The sequence below is a fragment of the Rhizobium sp. BK456 genome (assembly GCF_014194045.1).
GTDB classification, from domain to species: domain Bacteria; phylum Pseudomonadota; class Alphaproteobacteria; order Rhizobiales; family Rhizobiaceae; genus Rhizobium; species Rhizobium redzepovicii.
The window spans coordinates 50529-68009 of record NZ_JACIAO010000011.1 but is presented as its reverse complement, the minus strand read 5'-3'; the positions used below and the strand labels follow the sequence as shown (position 1 = coordinate 68009).

The window sequence follows — 17481 nt, the reverse complement described above, 5'->3', positions numbered from 1 at the left end:
AGGCATAGGGGTTTCGCCGCGTGTCTCGCACTGTGATAAAAAACGCCGCGAACAACGTCTCGCGGCGCTATCGGGAGGTCAACAGATGATTGACGCGAAAAAAGCCATAACCAAGTTCCTTGCCGGGGCAGCGCTTGCCTTGCTGACGGGGGTTGCCGCTCCGGCATTTGCCGCAAGCGAGGTCAAGGCCGTGGTGAACGGCACCGCCATCACCAGCGGCGACGTCGCCAAGCGCCAGGCCTTCCTGCGCCTTCAGCACACCAAGGCCGATGCCAAGGCTGCCGAGGAGCAACTGATCGACGAAACGCTCAAGCGGCAGGAGGTCTCCCGCGTCCATATGTCGGTCTCGCAGCAGGACGTCGATGCGTCTTTCGCGCGCTTTTCGGCCGGCAACAAACTTTCCGTCGAGCAGATGTCGCAGATCCTCGATCGCGCCGGCGTCGGCGTCGACCATTTCAAGGGTTTCATTGCTGTGCAGATGAGCTGGCCGCGGGTCGTCAACGCGCGCTACGGTTCGACCTCGCGGCTGTCGAACTATGATCTCGTCTCGCGCATGATGCAGAACAACAAGCAGAAGCCGGTGACGACCGAATATATGCTGCAGCAGATCATCTTCGTCATCCCGCAAGCCAAGCGCAACGCCATCACCGGCAAGCGCAAGGGCGAGGCCGAGGCGTCGCGCTCGAAATTTCCGGGCTGCGACCAGGCAAAGGTCTTTGCCGCGACGATGCGTGACGTTTCCGTGCGCGATCTCGGACGGATGCTCGCGCCCGAAATCCCGCCGGATTGGAAGCCGCTGGTCGAGCAGGCCAAGGGCAATACGACAGGGACCCGCGTCACCGATAAGGGCGTCGAATATCTGGCGATCTGCAGCCAGCGCCAGGTTTCCGACGACCAGGCTGCCGAAATGGTCTTCCGCCAGGAAGATCTCGGCAAGGCCAAGGGCGGCAAGGACGCCAGCCCGGAAAACGAAAACAGCAAGAAGTACCTGGATGAACTGCGCAAAAAGGCGCAGATCGCCTATCGCTGACCTGCGATGACGATACCATTTTCGCGACCGCTTGCGCTGAGCCAGGGCGACCCCGCCGGCATCGGGCCGGATATTACGCTGATGGCCTGGCTCCGGCGGCGTGAACTCGGGCTGCCGCCTTTCTTCCTGATCGGCGATCCCGAGGTGTTGGCGTTGCGAGCCCGCCAGCTCAACCTTTCGGTTTCGATCCGCGAGATTGAAAAAACCAGCGAGGCTGCCGGTATGTTTGCCGATGCGCTGCCCGTCATGACGGTGCCTGCCGGTATCGAGGTGGTTGCCGGCGAGCCGCATGCAGCAACGGCGAAGGGCACGATCGCGGCGATCGAAAAAGCCGTTTCGCTTGTCATCACCGGCGAGGCGCTCGCGGTCGTCACCAACCCGATCGCCAAATCAGTGCTCTACGAGGCCGGTTTCCGGTTTCCCGGCCATACCGAATTTCTCGCCGATCTCGCCGCCAGGGCGACGGGCAGGCCGGTGACGCCCGTCATGATGCTATCGGGACCGAAGCTTCGAGCCATTCCCGTCACCATCCACATTCCGGTCCGGGACGTGCCGCAGGCGCTGACCGGCGACCTGATCGTGGAAACCTGCCGGATCGCCCATGAAGACCTGAGGCAGCGTTTCGGCATCGTGGCGCCGCGGCTCGCGGTTGCCGGCCTCAACCCGCATGCGGGCGAAGGCGGGACGATAGGCAGGGAGGACGAGGATGTCATTCGCCCGGCGATCCAGCGCCTGCGCGACGAGGGCATCGATGCGATCGGCCCCCTGCCCGCCGACACGATGTTCCATGACGAGGCGCGGGCGCGATATGACGTCGCCGTCTGCATGTATCACGATCAGGCGCTGATCCCGGCCAAGGCACTCGGTTTCGACGACAGCGTCAACGTCACGCTCGGGCTTCCCTTCGTGCGCACCTCGCCGGATCACGGCACCGCTTTCGGCATCGCCGGCAAGGGACTGGCGCGCGAGCAGAGCCTCGTTGCAGCGCTGAAGCTCGCCGCCCAGCTTGGCCGCACTGCGGAAAGCCACCGCTGATGGCAGCACTCGATGGCCTGCCGCCGCTTCGCGACGTCATCCAGCGTCACGGCCTCGATGCGCGCAAGGCGCTCGGGCAGAACTTCCTGCTCGACCTCAACCTCACGCAGAAGATCGCCCGCACGGCGGGTGCCCTCGAAGAGACGACCATCTTCGAGGTCGGCCCCGGCCCCGGCGGGCTGACGCGGGCGATCCTGGCGCTCGGCGCCCGGAAAGTCATCGCCGTCGAGCGGGATACGCGCTGCCTGCCGGCGCTCGCCGAGATCGCTGATCACTATCCCGGCCGGCTCGAGGTGATCGAAGGCGACGCGCTGAAGACCGACTTCGAGGCCTTGGCGCCGGAAGGCCCGGTCAAGATCATCGCCAACCTCCCCTACAATGTCGGCACGCAGCTTTTGGTCAACTGGCTGCTGCCGAAGGCCTGGCCGCCATTCTGGCAGTCGCTGACGCTGATGTTTCAGAAGGAAGTCGGCGAGCGTATCGTCGCCTCTGAAGACGACGACCATTATGGCCGGCTCGGTGTGCTCTGCGGCTGGCGGACACAGGCGCGCATGGTCTTCGATGTGCCGCCGCAAGCCTTCACGCCGCCACCAAAGGTAACGTCGACGGTCGTGCATCTGACGCCGCGTGAGAACCCCATCCCCTGCGCTGTCGGCAATCTGGAAAAGGTAACGCAGGCGGCCTTCGGACAGCGCCGCAAGATGCTGCGCCAAAGCCTGAAGCCGCTCGGCGGCGAGAGGCTGCTCGTCAAGGCCGGAATCGATCCGGCCCGGCGGGCGGAAACCCTGTCAGTCGAGGAATTCTGCCTGTTAGCAAATAGCCTTTAGACTAAAGCGACGGTGTCTCTTCCAGCAGCTCGCGGACGAAATCGAACATCCCATGGCGGCGGTCGCGGCGCAGGCGTTCGGCCTTGACGATCGACTGGACGGCGTCGAAGGCGGCGTTGAGGTCGTCGTTGACGATGACATAGTCATATTCGCGCCAATGGGCGATCTCGGCGCGGCTGTTGGCGAGGCGCGTCTGGATGACCTCCTCGGAATCCTCGGCGCGGCGGTGCAGCCGCGACTGCAGCTCGGTCATCGTCGGCGGCAGCACGAAGATCGAGACGACGTCGGCCGACATCTTCTCCTGCAATTGCTGGGCGCCCTGCCAATCGATATCGAAGAGCATGTCGCGGCCCTCGGCCATGGCCTGCTCGACAGGCTCGCGCGGCGTGCCGTAGAAATTGCCATGCACCTCGGCCCATTCGAGCAGCGCGTCGCTATCGCGCATCCGCTCGAACTCGCGCACACTCTTGAAGTGGTAGTGCACATCCTCGATTTCGCTCGGGCGGCGCTGGCGCGTGGTGACGCTGACGGAGAGGCCGATTTGCCTGTCCTTCTCCAGCAACGTGCGCGCGATGGTGGACTTGCCGGCGCCCGACGGCGACGAGATGACAAGCATCAGACCGCGGCGGGCGATCTGGACGGGCGAGGATTTCGCCGGATTCATGTCCTACTCCAAATTCTGGACCTGCTCGCGGAACTGGTCGATCACAACTTTCAGCTCGATGCCGGCGGCGGTGACCGCCGAGGCATTCGATTTCGAGCAGATGGTATTCGATTCGCGGTTAAATTCCTGTGCAAGGAAGTCCAACCGGCGTCCAGCGGGGCCATCTTTCACCAGGAGATCGCGCGCCGCGGCGACGTGCGCCTTCAGACGATCGATTTCCTCGCGTAGATCCGCCTTGGTCGCGAGCAACGCGGATTCGGCATGCAGCCTGTCGCGGTCGAGCGCGGCCATGCCGTCCATCAGCAAGGCGACCTGGCCGGCAAGCCGTTCGGCGATCTCCTGCGGCGAGCGCGAGGGATCGGCCTCGATCGTCCGCGTCAGACCTTCGATCGTCGTCATATGGTCGAGGAGAATGCGGGTCAGCGCCGAGCCTTCCTGTTCGCGCATGGCTCTCAGATCGGCAAGTGCTGCCAAAAGGCCGGCAGTGATATCGGCGTCACGGGCGGCAAGCGCCTCCTCGCCATCCTCGCTTTCGCGGAATTCCACGATGCCACGTACCAGAAGCAGCGTATCGAGCTTCAGCGGCGCCGGATCGATTATCCCGTCCAATTGCTCGCGCATGGCAAGTACGGCGGCAAGCGCTTCCTTGTTCAGCACGGCCTCGAAGCGGTTTTCGTCAGCGGTGACGGAGAGCGATGCCTGCAGATTGCCGCGACTGAAGCTTTCGCCGGCAAGGCGGCGGACGTCCGCCTCCATGCGCTCGAGGCCGGGCGGCAGGCGCAGCCGCAGGTCGAGGCCCTTGCCGTTGACCGAGCGCAGTTCCCATGCCCAGCGCCAGCGGCCGCTCGTTCCCTCGCGCCGCGCAAAACCGGTCATGGACTGCAAAGCCATACGAGCCTCCAGAAGCTATCAGTTGATCTTCTTTTTCTTCGGCGGCGTGACAGCAGCGCCGTCATCCGCCGGCTGCTCCTCAGGTTGGCCGTCGACCGCGATGTTCGGGTCCGAGCCCTTGTCGGCTTCGAGCTTGCGCCAGCGCTTGACGTTGGCATTGTGCTCCTCGAGCGTCGCTGCGAAAACATGGCCACCGGTGCCGTCGGCGACGAAATAGAGGTCCTGGGTCTTCCAGGGATTGGCTACGGCCTCAAGCGCATCCTTACCGGGATTGGCGATCGGCGTCGGCGGCAGGCCCTTGATGACATAGGTATTATAGGGCGTTTCCCGCTTCAGGTCCGACTGGTAGATCGGCCGGTCGGCCGGTTTGCCGTCGCCGCCGAAGAGGCCGTAGATGATCGTCGGGTCGGACTGCAGGCGCATGCCTTTGCCCAGCCGATTCAGGAAAACGGAGGCGACATGGGCGCGTTCGTCGGCAACGCCGGTTTCCTTTTCGACGATCGAGGCGAGCGTGACGAACTCTTCCTTGGATCGCAGCGGCAGCGAGGAGTCGCGCTTGTCCCAGATCTGATCGACGATTTTCTGCTGTGCCGCCGCCATCTGCTGGATGATTTCCGAGCGCTTGGTGCCGCGCGAGAACTTGTAGGTATCGGGGCGCAGGCTGCCCTCGGCCGGCAGCGCGGCCGGCAGGTCGCCTTCCAGTACCTGGTCCTCCAGCATGCGGTTGAACATCTGGCGGACCGTCAGGCCCTCGGGGAAGGAAACGGAATAGAGAATGGATTTGCCCGACTTCAGAAGCTCCATGATATCGCTCATCGAAGCTCTGGCCTTGATCTCATATTCACCGGCCTTCAGGCTCTCACCGGCAGACAGATGCGTTGCCGTGATATAGCGGAAGATGCGGGCATCGCTGATGATCGCATTGCGCTCGAGATTGGAGGCAATTTCGGCGAGACCGGCGCCGTTGCGGATAATGAAGTTGGTGTTGGTCTGCAGCGGACCGGGGTTCCGGTAGGTCGACGTGGCGTAATAGAAGCCGATGACGGCCACGACGCAGACCAGCACCGCCATCGTCATGATGAAGTTCAGGAAAAGAACGACCTGGCCGCGGGCTTTCTTGGACCGTTTAGGCGGCTCCGGAACGCGCTCGGGACGCAAGGCTTCGCTCGGCGACTTCGGGATGATCGGTCCCTTCTGCGCTTGCCGGCCGTTCTCGCCCTGCGGGGTATCGTTGCTCTGGTTCGTCGTATCGCTCACCGGCAATCCTCTAAAACTTGACCCTCACTTCGCTATTTCGCGAAGCAATGCGGCAAAAGCAGGTTCTGCCGCCGTTCAATGGCGCCGCTGCCGGCCGTTATGCTCCCGCACACGCTGTTACGCAATGCGAAGGACCGGCCCGGTTTGCGGTGTAAGGGACACCCATTACACCGCGCGTACGAGACTCTATTGCGCGTAACAGCGCAGGACGAGCGACGCGTTGGTGCCGCCGAATCCGAACGAATTTGACAGCGCCACATTGATTTCCCGTTCGCGCGCCTTGTGCGGAACAAGATCAATCGCCGTCTCGCGTTCGGGATTGTCGAGGTTGAGCGTCGGCGGCGCGACATTATCGCGAATGGCGAGCGTGGCGAAGATCGCCTCGATCGCGCCGGCAGCACCAAGAAGGTGTCCGGTCGCCGACTTGGTCGAGGACATGGAGATCTTCGATGCCGCATTGCCGACCAGCCGCTCGACGGCGCCGAGCTCGATCGTGTCGGCCATGGTCGAGGTGCCGTGAGCGTTGATATAATCGATATCGGCCGGGGTCAGCCCGGCGCGCTTCAGAGCCATCGCCATGCAGCGGCCGGCGCCCTCGCCGTCTTCGGACGGCGCGGTGATGTGATAGGCGTCGCCCGACAGGCCGTAGCCGACGATTTCGGCGTAGATCCTGGCGCCACGCGCCTTGGCATGTTCCAGTTCCTCGAGCACGACGATGCCGGCGCCCTCGCCCATGACGAAGCCGTCGCGGTCGCGATCATAGGGGCGCGAGGCCTTCTGCGGGTCGTCGTTGTGCTGGGTCGACAGCGCCTTGCAGGCGGCAAAGCCGGCGAGCGAAATGCGGCTGACGGGGGATTCCGTGCCGCCGGCGACCATGACGTCGGCGTCGCCAAGCGCAATCAGCCGCGCGGCATCGCCAATCGCATGCGCGCCCGTCGAGCAGGCGGTGACGACCGAATGATTGGGTCCGCGCAACTTGTGGCGGATCGAGACCTGGCCGGAGACGAGGTTGATCAGGCGGCCCGGAATGAAGAAAGGCGAGATGCGGCGCGGGCCCTTGTCGCGCAGGGTGTAACCTGCCTCGACGATGCCTTCGATGCCGCCGATGCCGGAGCCGATCAGCACGCCGGTAGCGATCTGGTCCTCATCGGTCTCGGGATGCCAGCCGGCATCGGCAAGCGCCATGTCGGCGGCAGCCATGCCGTAGATGATGAAGGGATCGACCTTGCGCTGCTCCTTCGGCTCCATCCACTGATCGACATTGAAGGTGCCGTCGGTGCCGTCGCCAATCGGAATACGGCAGGCGATCTTGGCGGGAAGGTCGTCGACCTCGAATTCGGTGACGAGGCGGGCGCCGTTCTGACCGGCAAGCAGCCGGGACCACGTCACCTCGGTTCCGCATCCCAAGGGTGATACCATGCCGGTACCTGTTATGACGACACGTCTCATCGCGTGCTTTCCCCCGTCTGTTATGTTCTATGGAGAAATAGGCCGAAAAGAAAAGGGCGGACTCCAGGCCCGCCCTTTCTCAAAATTACAGAATCAGGCCTGGGCCTTCTCGATAAACTTAACGGCGTCGCCGACCGTCAGGATCGAGTCGGCAGCGTCGTCAGGAATTTCAACGCCGAATTCTTCTTCGAAAGCCATGACAAGTTCGACCGTGTCGAGCGAGTCAGCGCCTAGATCGTCGATAAAGCTGGCGCTCTCGACGACCTTGTCGGCATCGACGCCAAGATGATCAATAACAATTTTCTTTACGCGTTCTGCGATATCGCTCATGTCGGTTTCCTCGACCTTATGTCCTGATCGGAATGCCGTTGCGGCACCCCTACCCTGTTTCAGCCTGCGATGTTTTCAGACATCCTCGGCAAACTCGTTTACCCGGCTTCAGAGATGTCCCAGGCTTGCGAAAAGCCCGCCGGTCCGTCTGCTTTCTCGGGACGACTGTTGACAGTCATGGCCCGCTTAACATGCTTTAGGTCCGCCGCAAAGCGAGAAAATCAACGGTTCGTGATTGCTCAACATGCTATTGGCGGAAATACTCCCATGCCAGCGGTTTGTCGTTTCAGATCATCGCCATGCCGCCGTTTACGTGCAGCGTCTGGCCCGTCATATAGGCAGCCTCGGCGGAGGCAAGATAAGCGACAGCCGAAGCAACTTCCCCCCCTGTGCCCATGCGCTTCATCGGGATTGCCCCCATGATCGCTTCCTTCTGCTTGTCGTTCAGCTTGCCGGTCATGGCGCTTTCGATGAAGCCGGGCGCCACGCAGTTGACCGTCACGTTGCGGGTGGCGATTTCCTGCGCGAGCGACTTGGTGAAGCCGATCATGCCGGCCTTGGAGGCACAGTAATTGGCCTGGCCCGGATTGCCGGTAACGCCGACGACGGAGGTGATGTTGATGATGCGGCCATAGCGGCGGCGCATCATCGGATGCGTCAATTCGCGCGTCAGGCGGAAAGTCGACGTCAGGTTCACTTCGAGAACGGCGTCCCAATCCTCGTCGCTCATGCGCACGAAGAGGCCGTCCTTGGTGATGCCGGCATTGTTGACCAGAATGTCGACGCCTTCGAGTTCGGCTTCGGCCTTCTGGCCGAGGGCCTTGACCTCGTCGCGGTCGGAGAGGTTTGCCGGGAAGATCTTGACGCGCTCGCCAAGATCGGCCGCCAAGGCTTCCAGCTTCTCGACGCGGGTGCCGTGCAACCCGACGATGGCGCCCTGCTTATGGAGAAGGCGGGCGATTTCCTCGCCGATACCACCCGATGCGCCGGTGACGAGAGCCTTGCGGCCAGAAAGATCGAACATGGAAACGTTCCTTATATCTGGATATCTGGAAATACCAATCAGGCCATGAGGGCGGTAACAGTCGCGTCGATATCCGCCGGACCGTTGACGGAGATTCCGTTGATTGTCTTATCGATGCGGCGGGCAAGGCCGGTCAGCACCTTGCCGGAGCCAAGTTCATAGAGCGTCGTGACGCCATTGCCGGCGAACCATTCCACCGTCTCGCGCCAGCGGACTTGACCGGTCACCTGCTCGACCAGCAAGTTGGCGATCTCGTCGGCTGTGGTCACGGGCGCGGCGCGGACATTGGCAATGACCGGCACGACGGGATCTGATTTGGCGACCTTTGCCAATGCTTCGCGCATGGCGTCGGCGGCGGGCGCCATGAGTGCCGAATGGAAGGGTGCCGAGACCGGCAGCAGGATGGCGCGCTTGGCGCCCTTGTCGGTGGCGAGCCCGGCGGCCTTTTCGACGGCTGCCTTCTCGCCCGAAATGACGATCTGGCCGCCGCCATTGTCGTTGGCGATCTGGCAGGCGCCGGTGGCCGCAGCCTCTTCACAGACAGCGACGACGTCGGCATGTTCGAGGCCGATGATCGCCGCCATGGCGCCGACGCCGACGGGGACGGCCGCCTGCATGGCGTTGCCGCGGATGCGCAGCAGCCGCGCGGTGTCAATGAGCGAAAAGGTGCCGGCGGCGCACAGGGCAGAATATTCGCCAAGCGAGTGGCCGGCCACATAGGCGACCTTGGACTTCAGATCCAACCCCTTGGCCTCAAGAATGCGGACGACGGCAATCGAGACGGCCATCAGCGCCGGCTGGGCGTTCGCCGTCAGGGTCAAGGTCTCCTCGGGACCGTTGAACATGACGTCGGAAAGACTTTCACCGAGCGCCTCATCAACCTCGTCGAAAACGGCGCGGGCTTCCGCGAAATTCTCGGCCAGATCCTTGCCCATGCCGACGGCCTGACTGCCCTGACCGGGAAAAGTGAAAGCAATGGTCATTCTCGTATCCCTGGCTCATGCCCCTGATTGCGCGCCCCGCGAGGCGTTTTGCCTCCAATTGACATTCTTTCCGGCAGAGTCAAGTGGCGGCCCATGCTCTGCAAAGCCTTCCGGACCGGCGGAAAAGCCAGGTTTTTACTCTTGCGCTCCGCCAAATCCGGCCTAGATTTGCCCGGTCCTCCCCAAGGCTTCAGCTCTCTCCCAAGGTTTTCACATGAAGTACAATTCACTCGGCCGCACCGACATTTCCGTTTCAGAAATCTGCCTTGGCACCATGACCTGGGGTTCGCAAAACAACGAAACCGACGCGCATGCACAGATGGATTACGCCGTCGAAAAGGGCGTCAATTTCTTCGATACCGCGGAACTCTACCCGACCACCCCGGTTTCGGCCGAAACTCAGGGCCGGACCGAAGACTATATCGGCAGCTGGTTCGGCAAATCAGGCAAACGCGGAGATATCGTGCTTGCGACCAAGGTCGCCGGCCGCGGCCGCGAGTATTTGCGCGGCGGCGAAGGTGCTGATGCCAGGAATATCCGGCTGGCGCTCGAGGCCAGCCTGAAGCGGCTGCGGACGGATTATGTCGACCTCTACCAGATCCACTGGCCGAACCGCGGCCATTTCCATTTCCGCCAGAACTGGAGCTACAATCCTTTCAACCAGGATCGCGACAAGGCCGTCGCCAATATGCTCGACATTCTTGAAACACTCGGCGCACTGGTCAAGGAAGGCAAGATCCGGGCGATCGGCCTTTCCAACGAAACCACCTGGGGCATCCAGAAATACCTGACGCTGTCAGAACAAAAGAGCCTGCCGCGCGTTGCCAGCGTCCAGAACGAATATAATCTGCTCTACCGCCATTTCGACCTCGATCTGGCCGAGCTCTCGCATCACGAGGAGGTCGGGCTGCTCGCCTATTCGCCGCTCGCCGGCGGCATCCTATCCGGCAAATATGTCGGTGGCGCCAGGCCGAAGGGTTCGCGCGGCTCGATCAACCACGATATCGGCGGCCGCCTGCAGCCGCTGCAGGAGCCGGCGACCAAGGCCTATCTGCAGATCGCCGCCCGATATGGTCTCGACCCGGCGGGAATGGCGCTCGCCTTCTGCCTGTCCAGGCCCTTCATGGCTTCGGCCATCATCGGCGCAACCTCGATGGAGCAATTGAAAGTCGACATCGGCGCGGCCGACCTGACGCTTTCGGCCGAGGTACTGGCGGAGATCGCCAAGGTGCACCGGCAGTATCCGCTGCCGCTCTGATCCTGTTCCTCTCGTCCAGCCCGACGCGACCGATCGGCCTGCGTTGGGCTTGCATGTCCGATTGGGCTTGCCTTCCCGCGAAAAATCCGTATAAGCCGCCCTGTTCGTTAACCCGGTCTTCTGGCTGGTGGCTGAACGGAGGGCCGGTTTCCGCTTGGAAATCGTTCGGAACGGAAGCGTTCCAGCCTCCCGTGTCTCCGCTCTCGACCGTCTCGGAAACGCTTTCTTGCCTGGGTCCGCCCAATCAGGAGCAGTCGTTGAGGCTTAGCCGCCGAATATCGGGTTGAACCAAACGCAAGAAAGGCAAAGCTGTCATGGCTCTTTATGAACATGTATTCCTTGCCCGGCAGGATATTTCCGCTCAGCAGGTCGATGCCCTCGTAGAACAGTACAAGGGTGTGATCGAAGCTAACGGCGGTAAAGTCGGGCGTATCGAGAACTGGGGCCTCAAGTCCCTCACCTACCGCATCAAGAAGAACCGCAAGGCACACTACGCCCTGATGGACATCGATGCACCGGCTGCTGCCGTCCAGGAAATGGAACGTCAGATGCGCATCAGCGAAGACGTTCTTCGCTACATGACGATCGCCGTCGAGAAGCATGAAGAAGGTCCGTCTGCCATGATGCAGAAGCGCGACCGCGACGACCGTCCGCGTGAAGGCGGCCGTGGCCCGCGTGAAGGCGGCTTCGGTGATCGTGACCGCGGCCCGCGTCCGCCGCGTGAAGGTGGCTTCGGCGACCGTGAAGACCGTCCGCGCCGTCCGCGCGAAGACCGCGTATAAGGGAGACCTAAGATATGTCTGAAACTTCCTCCGCTCCGGTCCGCCGCCCGTTCCATCGCCGCCGCAAGACCTGCCCGTTCTCCGGCGCCAACGCGCCGCGGATCGACTACAAGGACGTACGTCTGCTGCAGCGTTACATTTCCGAGCGCGGCAAGATCGTTCCGTCGCGCATCACGGCCGTTTCTCAGAAGAAGCAGCGCGAACTCGCCCAGGCGATCAAGCGTGCCCGCTTCCTCGGCCTGCTGCCCTACGTCGTCGCCTAATAGAATATGTGGCCCCCGGATTGCTGATCCGGGGGTCACCTCCCTTCCGCGATGGGCGCGGATCGGAACTCTAAAAACCCATGTTGAGACGTTTCTGAATTCGATTCAGCAACATCCTCTAACTGCTTGATGAAGCAGGACAGCGACCTTGAACCGACCGAACGTTAAAACGCTGCTGATCGGCGCACTCGCCGGATTGACCGCCTTCCTGCTGATGCTGGGGGCGAGCATGCAGCCGTCGTTTTTCAGCGCGCTGCTCTATACGGCCTCGGCGCTGCCGATTTTGATCGTCGGGCTCGGCTGGGGCAATGCCGCGGCCATCGCCGCTGTCGTCACAGCAGCCGCACTCGGCGCGGCCCTCATCTCCCCCTCTTTCGCGCTGATCATGACGCTGGTGACGCTGTTGCCGGCCGGCTGGCTCAGCCATCTCGCCAATCTCGCGCGGCCGGCTTCCGAACTCGGCGGCCCGGACCATCTGCTTGCCTGGTATCCGCTCTCCAATATTCTGCTGCATCTCTGCGGCCTGGTGACCCTCGCCGTCATCGTCATCGGCGTGATGATCGGCTACGGGCCCGCCATCACCGATCAGATCGTCGATCTGCTGATCGCCTCGGTCAAGGAGCAGCAACCGGAATTCATGCCCGATCCGACGGCGACCGCGCAGACCAAATCGCTGATCGTGCTGATGCTGCCGGCGGTGCAGGGCGGTATGTGGGTGTCTATGCTGTTTGCCGCCTATTATTTTGCCGTGCGCATCGTCGCAGCCTCCGGCCGCGGCCTTCGCCCGCGCGAGGACATCCCCTCCTCGCTGCGCATGAACCGCAACTCGATCTTCATCTTCCTCGCCGGGCTTGCCGCCTGCTTCTTCGACGGCGTGCCGGCGCTGGTCGGCGCGACGGTGATCGGCACCTTCGGCGCTGGCTTCATGCTTTCCGGTTTCGCCTCGCTGCATTTCCGCACGCGCGGCAAGGACTGGCGCCTACCGGCCCTCATCCTCAGCTACCTGGCCTCGATGCTCACGCTGCTGCCAGCTTTCCTCATCCTCGTCCTCGGTCTCAGCGATACGCGCAAGGCGATCGCGCTGACCCCGACGAAAGATGCTGATGCCCCCAAACAATCCGACACGAAAATCTGAGACACAGAAAGGTAAAAGAAAATGGAAGTCATCCTTCTCGAACGCATCTCCAAGCTCGGCCAGATGGGCGAAACCGTAAAGGTTCGCGACGGTTTTGCCCGTAACTACCTGCTGCCGCTTGGCAAGGCGCTGCGCGCCAACGCCGCCAACAAGACCCGCTTCGAAGCCGAGCGCGCGACGCTCGAAGCCCGTAACCTCGAGCGCAAGTCGGAAGCCCAGAAGGTCGCCGACGTTCTCGACGGCAAGTCCTTCATCGTCGTACGCTCCGCCGGCGAAACCGGCCAGCTCTACGGCTCGGTCGCCGCCCGTGACGTCGTCGAGATTCTCGCCGCCGAAGGCTTCAACATCGGCCGCAACCAGGTTCACCTGAACACGCCGATCAAGGCGATCGGCCTGCACAAGGTCGAGCTGCAGCTGCATGCCGAAGTCGAAATCCACGTCGAGCTGAACGTTGCCCGTTCCGCCGAGGAGGCAGAGCGCCAGGCCAAGGGTGAAGAACTCACCTCGGTCGACGCCATCTACGGTGTCGACGAAGACGCTCTGCGTCCGGAAGATTTCTTCGATCCGGAAGCTGACGGCGTCGACGAAGACGAAGCATAATATCGCCGGAGCAATCCGCGACAGGAGCCCGGCCATCGCGCCGGGCTTTTTCGTTGGGGATTTTCCGGATGTTTTTGCTGCGGGCCTTATGGCATCGCGCTAAAATAACATTCTCCGAAATGAATGGGCTGAGTCGGCGCCATGCCGTGTCATACGGGTGACACTCACAGTATTTCTCCTTTGTGTTGCCCGGGACTGTGGAGAAGTCGAACAACGTGCACAGCGTTCAGGATTTAAGCGAAGCGAGCCCTCGCTCCTTTCGCAGCCTCTTGATTTTCGCGTCCGGAATTGCAAATCCGGAGCTGGAAAAAGACAGAACGGATGATGATGAACGACGCCGCTCGAAAGATTGCAGCCGTTGCCCCCTCGGAGCAGCATTATCGCGAAGCACCCAACAACATCGAAGCCGAGCAGGCGCTTCTGGGTGCCATCCTGATGAACAACGACGCCTATTACCGGGTGTCCGACTTCCTGAAGCCGATCCATCTCTACGAACCGCTGCACCGGAAGATCTTCGAGGTTGCCGGCGATATCATCCGCATGGGCAAGATCGCCAACCCGGTGACGATCAAGACCTTCCTGAAGGCCGACGAGAAGGTCGGCGACATGACGGTGTCGCAATATCTGGCGAGCCTCGTCAGCAACGCCGTCACCGTCATCAATGCCGAGGATTACGGTCGGGCGATCTACGACCTGGCGCTGCGCCGGGCGCTGATCACCATCGGCGAGGATGTCGTCAACATCGCCTATGATGCGCCGCTCGACATGCCGCCGCAGTCGCAGATCGAGGATACCGAACGCCGCCTCTTCGAACTGGCGGAAAACGGCCGCTATGACGGCGGCTTCCAGGCCTTCAACGATGCGGTTGCGCTGGCGATCGACATGGCCGCCGTCGCCAAGGAACGAGACGGCGGGCTTTCCGGCATTTCCACCGGTATCCATTCGCTGGATTCCAAGATGGGCGGCCTGCAGCGTTCGGACTTGATCGTGCTTGCCGGACGCCCCGGCATGGGCAAGACCTCGCTTGCGACCAACATTGCCTACAATATCGCCGCCGCCTACGAAGGCGAAGTCCAGTCGGACGGCAGCATGAAGGCGAAAAACGGCGGCGTCGTCGGCTTCTACTCGCTCGAAATGTCGTCGGAACAGCTTGCCACCCGTATCATCTCCGAGCAGACGGAAGTCTCCTCATCGAAGATCCGCCGCGGCGACATTAATGATGCCGATTTCGAAAAGCTCGTCGCCTGCTCGATGATGATGCAGAAAGTGCCGCTCTATATCGACCAGACCGGCGGTATCTCGATCGCCCAGCTGTCGGCGCGCGCGCGCCGTCTCAAGCGTCAGCGCGGCCTCGACGTGCTCGTGGTCGACTATATCCAGCTGATGACCGGCTCGGGAAAATCCAGCGACAACCGCGTGCAGGAAATCACCCAGATCACCACCGGCCTGAAGGCGCTCGGGAAGGAACTCAACGTTCCGATCATCGCCCTGTCGCAGCTCTCGCGTCAGGTCGAAAGCCGCGACGACAAGCGGCCGCAGCTTTCCGACCTTCGCGAATCCGGCTCGATCGAGCAGGACGCCGACGTCGTGCTCTTCGTGTTCCGCGAGGAATATTACGTCAAGAACCAGGAGCCGCGCGACATCAACGATCCGAAATATCCGGAATGGGAAGCGTTGTTCGACAAAGTGAAGGGCACCGCCGACGTCATCATCGCCAAGCAGCGTCACGGGCCGACGGGCACGGTGAAGCTCGCCTTCCAGTCGGAATTCACCCGCTTCGCCGATCTCGCCGATCCCTCCTTCACACATTACGAGGAACATTGACGCGGTCCCGCGTCGATTTCCTTAGCTAAAGCCCGGCGGCCCGCAACAGGGCAACCGTTGCGACGCCAATCACGACGCTCATAAGCATTGGCAAACGGCGCGCGGCGATTGCCGTTGCCGCGCAGGCCAAGGTCTCTGCCCAGCCCGCCGCAAAGGCGGTCGGGGCAATGACCGCCATCAGCACAGCCGGCGGAATGGCCTCGATCGCCGCTCTCCGCCGCTCATTCATCTCGACATGATGGAGCAACACGAGGCCGCTGACGCGGGTGAACACCGTTGCGGCGGCCATCGCGAGGATGGCGATGAAGATGTTGAGATCGAGCGTCATGCCGCCTGCTCCCGCGCCCTGTGCTGCCATAGGGCCGTTGCCAGCCCGGCCAGAGCGCCGGCGGCGATATACCAGACCCCCGGCACGAAGTGGTGGACCGCAACGGATGCGGCACCACTTGCCGCAAGGACGGCGCCGGTTTCCGGCCCCTTCCAGAAACCCATGACGAGCACGATGAAGACAGCCGGAAAAGCGAAGTCGAGGCCGACGACCGTTGGATTGCCGAAAAAGGCGCCGAGCAGTGCGCCTGTCAGCGAAGAGCCGACCCAGGTGAGGTAGAAGGGCGTGACGATGCCCGCATACCAGGCCGGCGTCAGCCGTGTGGCTCCCGCGCGGAATTCCGCCATGGCCCACAGTTCATCTGCGAGGAATAGCATGGCAACATACCGTTTGACGCCGAAGAAGGACTGCATCTTCGTGCCGATCGACGCGCTCATCAGCACGTGACGGATATTGACCAGCAGGGCTGCAAAGCCGACGCCGATCCAGCTTGCCGGATGGGTCCAGATGTCCATGGCCACGAATTGCGAACCGCCCGCAAAGACAAGCGCGCTCATCAGCGTCGTTTCCAACGGGGAAAGCCCCTTGGTGGCTGCGACCGCGCCGAACACCAGGCCGATCGGTAACACGGCGACAACAAGCGGAAAAATGGCGCGCATTCCGGCAAAAAATTCGCCGGATGGCCGGCTGTGCTGCAACATGGCAACCTCCTGATCAAGATCGCGGAGGATTAGCCCGGCCAGCCAGGGCCGTATTGAACGAAAGTGATCAGCCCGTGCGGAATTGACCTGGTGTTACGCCTGTCCGTGCCTTGAAGTGTCGGGTGAAATGCGCCTGATCGGCAAAACCGCATTCGAGCGCAATATCGGCAGGCATGCGCCCCTGGCGCAGCAGCCGACGGGCCACCTGCACGCGCCGATCCGTCAGAAAAGCGTGCGGGGTAATGTGATATTCCTTGCGGAAGGCACGGATGAGGTGGGCGCGGCTCAAACCCGCCACTCCGGCCAGCTCCTCGAGCCCGACATCGCTGTCGAAGTTCTCGATGAGGTATTCGCGGGCACGGGCCACCGCGCTTCGTTCCTGCGTATCGACAGGAACGATGATTGCGCTGCCGTGACGCGCAAAGATCGCTGCCAGCACCGAAAACATTCCCTCATCCGATTCCAGCGCGCCTGCCCCGCTCTCAAGCGTTCGATGGGCGGCGTGGAAGGCATTGGCGAGCTGTGGATCGCGTGGAAGCCCGCCGGAGAAAGAGGGCGTCGCATGGAAGGCCTTGCCGGTGACATCCTCCAAAATATCGACGAACAGCTTCATATCGGGATAGATCATCCGGTAGCGGTAGCCCTCTCCGCCCGGAGCGCCGTCATGGATGACACCGGGATCGATGAGATAAAGGTCGCCCGGGCCGGTTTCCTCCCGCCTGCCGCTGAGAGTGGCGATCTGGCTGCCGCTTTCTATTGCGCCGATGCTGAACGTGTCATGCGCATGCGGCGCATATTCGTGCGTCAGGAAGGTGGCGCTCAAACACTCCATGTCGCGGAAGCGGCCATCCCGCCAGAAGCGGGCCGATTCCACGTTCGCAAGCGGCATGGCCGCCGCCGCCTCTTTTTGCGATACGTTCTGCATCCACTGAGATTATCGCGGACGCCTGCACGCGTCTTGAACAAAAGTGATCAGATGACAGGCAAAGGGTGGTATGTGACCTGCCTTGGCCATAATGCTCTCTAAAGCGCGTCGCGATCTTTCAGATTCGCTCCCTGCGCTTTAGCTCTTTGTCTTTACGCATGTCGTTATCGCAAAA

At 62.2% G+C, this 17481-nt stretch carries 19 protein-coding genes; 9 read left to right on the top strand and 10 right to left on the bottom strand.

Features of this window, described 5'->3' with window-relative positions:
- Positions 1-85 precede the first annotated feature (85 nt).
- Genes FHX03_RS26585 through rsmA form a run of 3 tightly spaced genes read left to right on the top strand, consistent with a single transcriptional unit; the run spans position 86 to position 2892 of the window.
- The gene (locus tag FHX03_RS26585; RefSeq protein WP_097626993.1) at positions 86-1030 is read left to right on the top strand and encodes a peptidylprolyl isomerase; all 945 of its coding nucleotides are present in this window, start codon (positions 86-88) and stop codon (positions 1028-1030) included.
- A 6-nt stretch (positions 1031-1036) separates the two neighbouring features.
- Complete coding sequence (gene pdxA, locus FHX03_RS26580) at positions 1037-2065, top strand: 4-hydroxythreonine-4-phosphate dehydrogenase PdxA (RefSeq protein WP_183856256.1); 1029 nt, start codon at positions 1037-1039, stop codon at positions 2063-2065.
- Positions 2065-2892, top strand: coding sequence for a 16S rRNA (adenine(1518)-N(6)/adenine(1519)-N(6))-dimethyltransferase RsmA (gene rsmA / locus FHX03_RS26575; protein ID WP_183856254.1), 828 nt, complete (start codon positions 2065-2067; stop codon positions 2890-2892). Before pdxA ends, rsmA begins: the two co-directional genes overlap by 1 nt.
- 1 nt (position 2893) lies before the next feature.
- Here rsmA and gmk read toward each other — a convergent pair whose 3' ends face one another.
- The 7 genes from gmk to fabD all read right to left on the bottom strand — a co-directional run bounded on the left by gmk (position 2894) and on the right by fabD (position 9490).
- Complete coding sequence (gene gmk, locus FHX03_RS26570) at positions 2894-3556, bottom strand: guanylate kinase (RefSeq protein WP_003587504.1); 663 nt, start codon at positions 3554-3556, stop codon at positions 2894-2896.
- Between the two features lie 3 nt (positions 3557-3559).
- Positions 3560-4447 (bottom strand): YicC/YloC family endoribonuclease, encoded by an 888-nt coding sequence (locus FHX03_RS26565; protein ID WP_183856252.1) that lies wholly within the window; start codon positions 4445-4447, stop codon positions 3560-3562.
- Between the two features lie 18 nt (positions 4448-4465).
- Complete coding sequence (gene mltG, locus FHX03_RS26560; protein ID WP_097627274.1) at positions 4466-5704, bottom strand: endolytic transglycosylase MltG; 1239 nt, start codon at positions 5702-5704, stop codon at positions 4466-4468.
- Between the two features lie 186 nt (positions 5705-5890).
- Entirely contained in the window at positions 5891-7153 is a 1263-nt protein-coding gene (gene fabF, locus FHX03_RS26555) for a beta-ketoacyl-ACP synthase II (RefSeq protein WP_183856250.1), read from the bottom strand.
- Between the two features lie 93 nt (positions 7154-7246).
- Positions 7247-7483, bottom strand: coding sequence for an acyl carrier protein (locus FHX03_RS26550; RefSeq protein ID WP_003547058.1), 237 nt, complete (start codon positions 7481-7483; stop codon positions 7247-7249).
- A 286-nt stretch (positions 7484-7769) separates the two neighbouring features.
- Entirely contained in the window at positions 7770-8507 is a 738-nt protein-coding gene (gene fabG / locus FHX03_RS26545; RefSeq protein ID WP_097626939.1) for a 3-oxoacyl-[acyl-carrier-protein] reductase, read from the bottom strand.
- A 38-nt stretch (positions 8508-8545) separates the two neighbouring features.
- Positions 8546-9490, bottom strand: coding sequence for an ACP S-malonyltransferase (gene fabD / locus FHX03_RS26540; RefSeq protein ID WP_183856249.1), 945 nt, complete (start codon positions 9488-9490; stop codon positions 8546-8548).
- Positions 9491-9704: 214 nt separating this feature from the next.
- On the opposite strand from fabD, the gene FHX03_RS26535 reads away from it, so the two are divergent.
- From FHX03_RS26535 to FHX03_RS26510, 6 genes are all read left to right on the top strand, one after another.
- Positions 9705-10748: an aldo/keto reductase gene (locus FHX03_RS26535; protein ID WP_183856247.1), complete on the top strand. Its 1044-nt coding sequence runs from the start codon at positions 9705-9707 to the stop codon at positions 10746-10748.
- A 314-nt stretch (positions 10749-11062) separates the two neighbouring features.
- Positions 11063-11530 carry a 30S ribosomal protein S6 gene (gene rpsF, locus FHX03_RS26530; protein ID WP_003574183.1) on the top strand — a complete coding sequence of 156 codons (468 nt, stop codon included), beginning with the start codon at positions 11063-11065 and terminating at the stop codon, positions 11528-11530.
- 14 nt (positions 11531-11544) lie between these two features.
- Positions 11545-11793 carry a 30S ribosomal protein S18 gene (rpsR, locus tag FHX03_RS26525; RefSeq protein ID WP_003547038.1) on the top strand — a complete coding sequence of 83 codons (249 nt, stop codon included), beginning with the start codon at positions 11545-11547 and terminating at the stop codon, positions 11791-11793.
- A gap of 214 nt (positions 11794-12007) precedes the next feature.
- Complete coding sequence (locus FHX03_RS26520) at positions 12008-12928, top strand: DUF2232 domain-containing protein (RefSeq protein WP_409565172.1); 921 nt, start codon at positions 12008-12010, stop codon at positions 12926-12928.
- 21 nt (positions 12929-12949) lie between these two features.
- On the top strand, positions 12950-13528 hold the full coding sequence (gene rplI / locus FHX03_RS26515; protein ID WP_049733920.1) for a 50S ribosomal protein L9: 579 nt from the start codon (positions 12950-12952) through the stop codon (positions 13526-13528).
- Positions 13529-13855: 327 nt separating this feature from the next.
- Entirely contained in the window at positions 13856-15352 is a 1497-nt protein-coding gene (locus FHX03_RS26510) for a replicative DNA helicase (protein ID WP_049734132.1), read from the top strand.
- 25 nt (positions 15353-15377) lie between these two features.
- Here FHX03_RS26510 and FHX03_RS26505 read toward each other — a convergent pair whose 3' ends face one another.
- The 3 genes from FHX03_RS26505 to FHX03_RS26495 form a co-directional block, all read right to left on the bottom strand.
- The gene (locus FHX03_RS26505; RefSeq protein WP_183781116.1) at positions 15378-15680 is read right to left on the bottom strand and encodes an AzlD family protein; all 303 of its coding nucleotides are present in this window, start codon (positions 15678-15680) and stop codon (positions 15378-15380) included.
- Positions 15677-16381 (bottom strand): AzlC family ABC transporter permease, encoded by a 705-nt coding sequence (locus FHX03_RS26500; protein WP_183856243.1) that lies wholly within the window; start codon positions 16379-16381, stop codon positions 15677-15679. Before FHX03_RS26500 ends, FHX03_RS26505 begins: the two co-directional genes overlap by 4 nt.
- 67 nt (positions 16382-16448) lie before the next feature.
- Positions 16449-17270, bottom strand: a complete 822-nt coding sequence (locus FHX03_RS26495; protein WP_097627273.1) for an AraC family transcriptional regulator — start codon at positions 17268-17270, stop codon at positions 16449-16451.
- Positions 17271-17481: the final 211 nt, after the last annotated feature.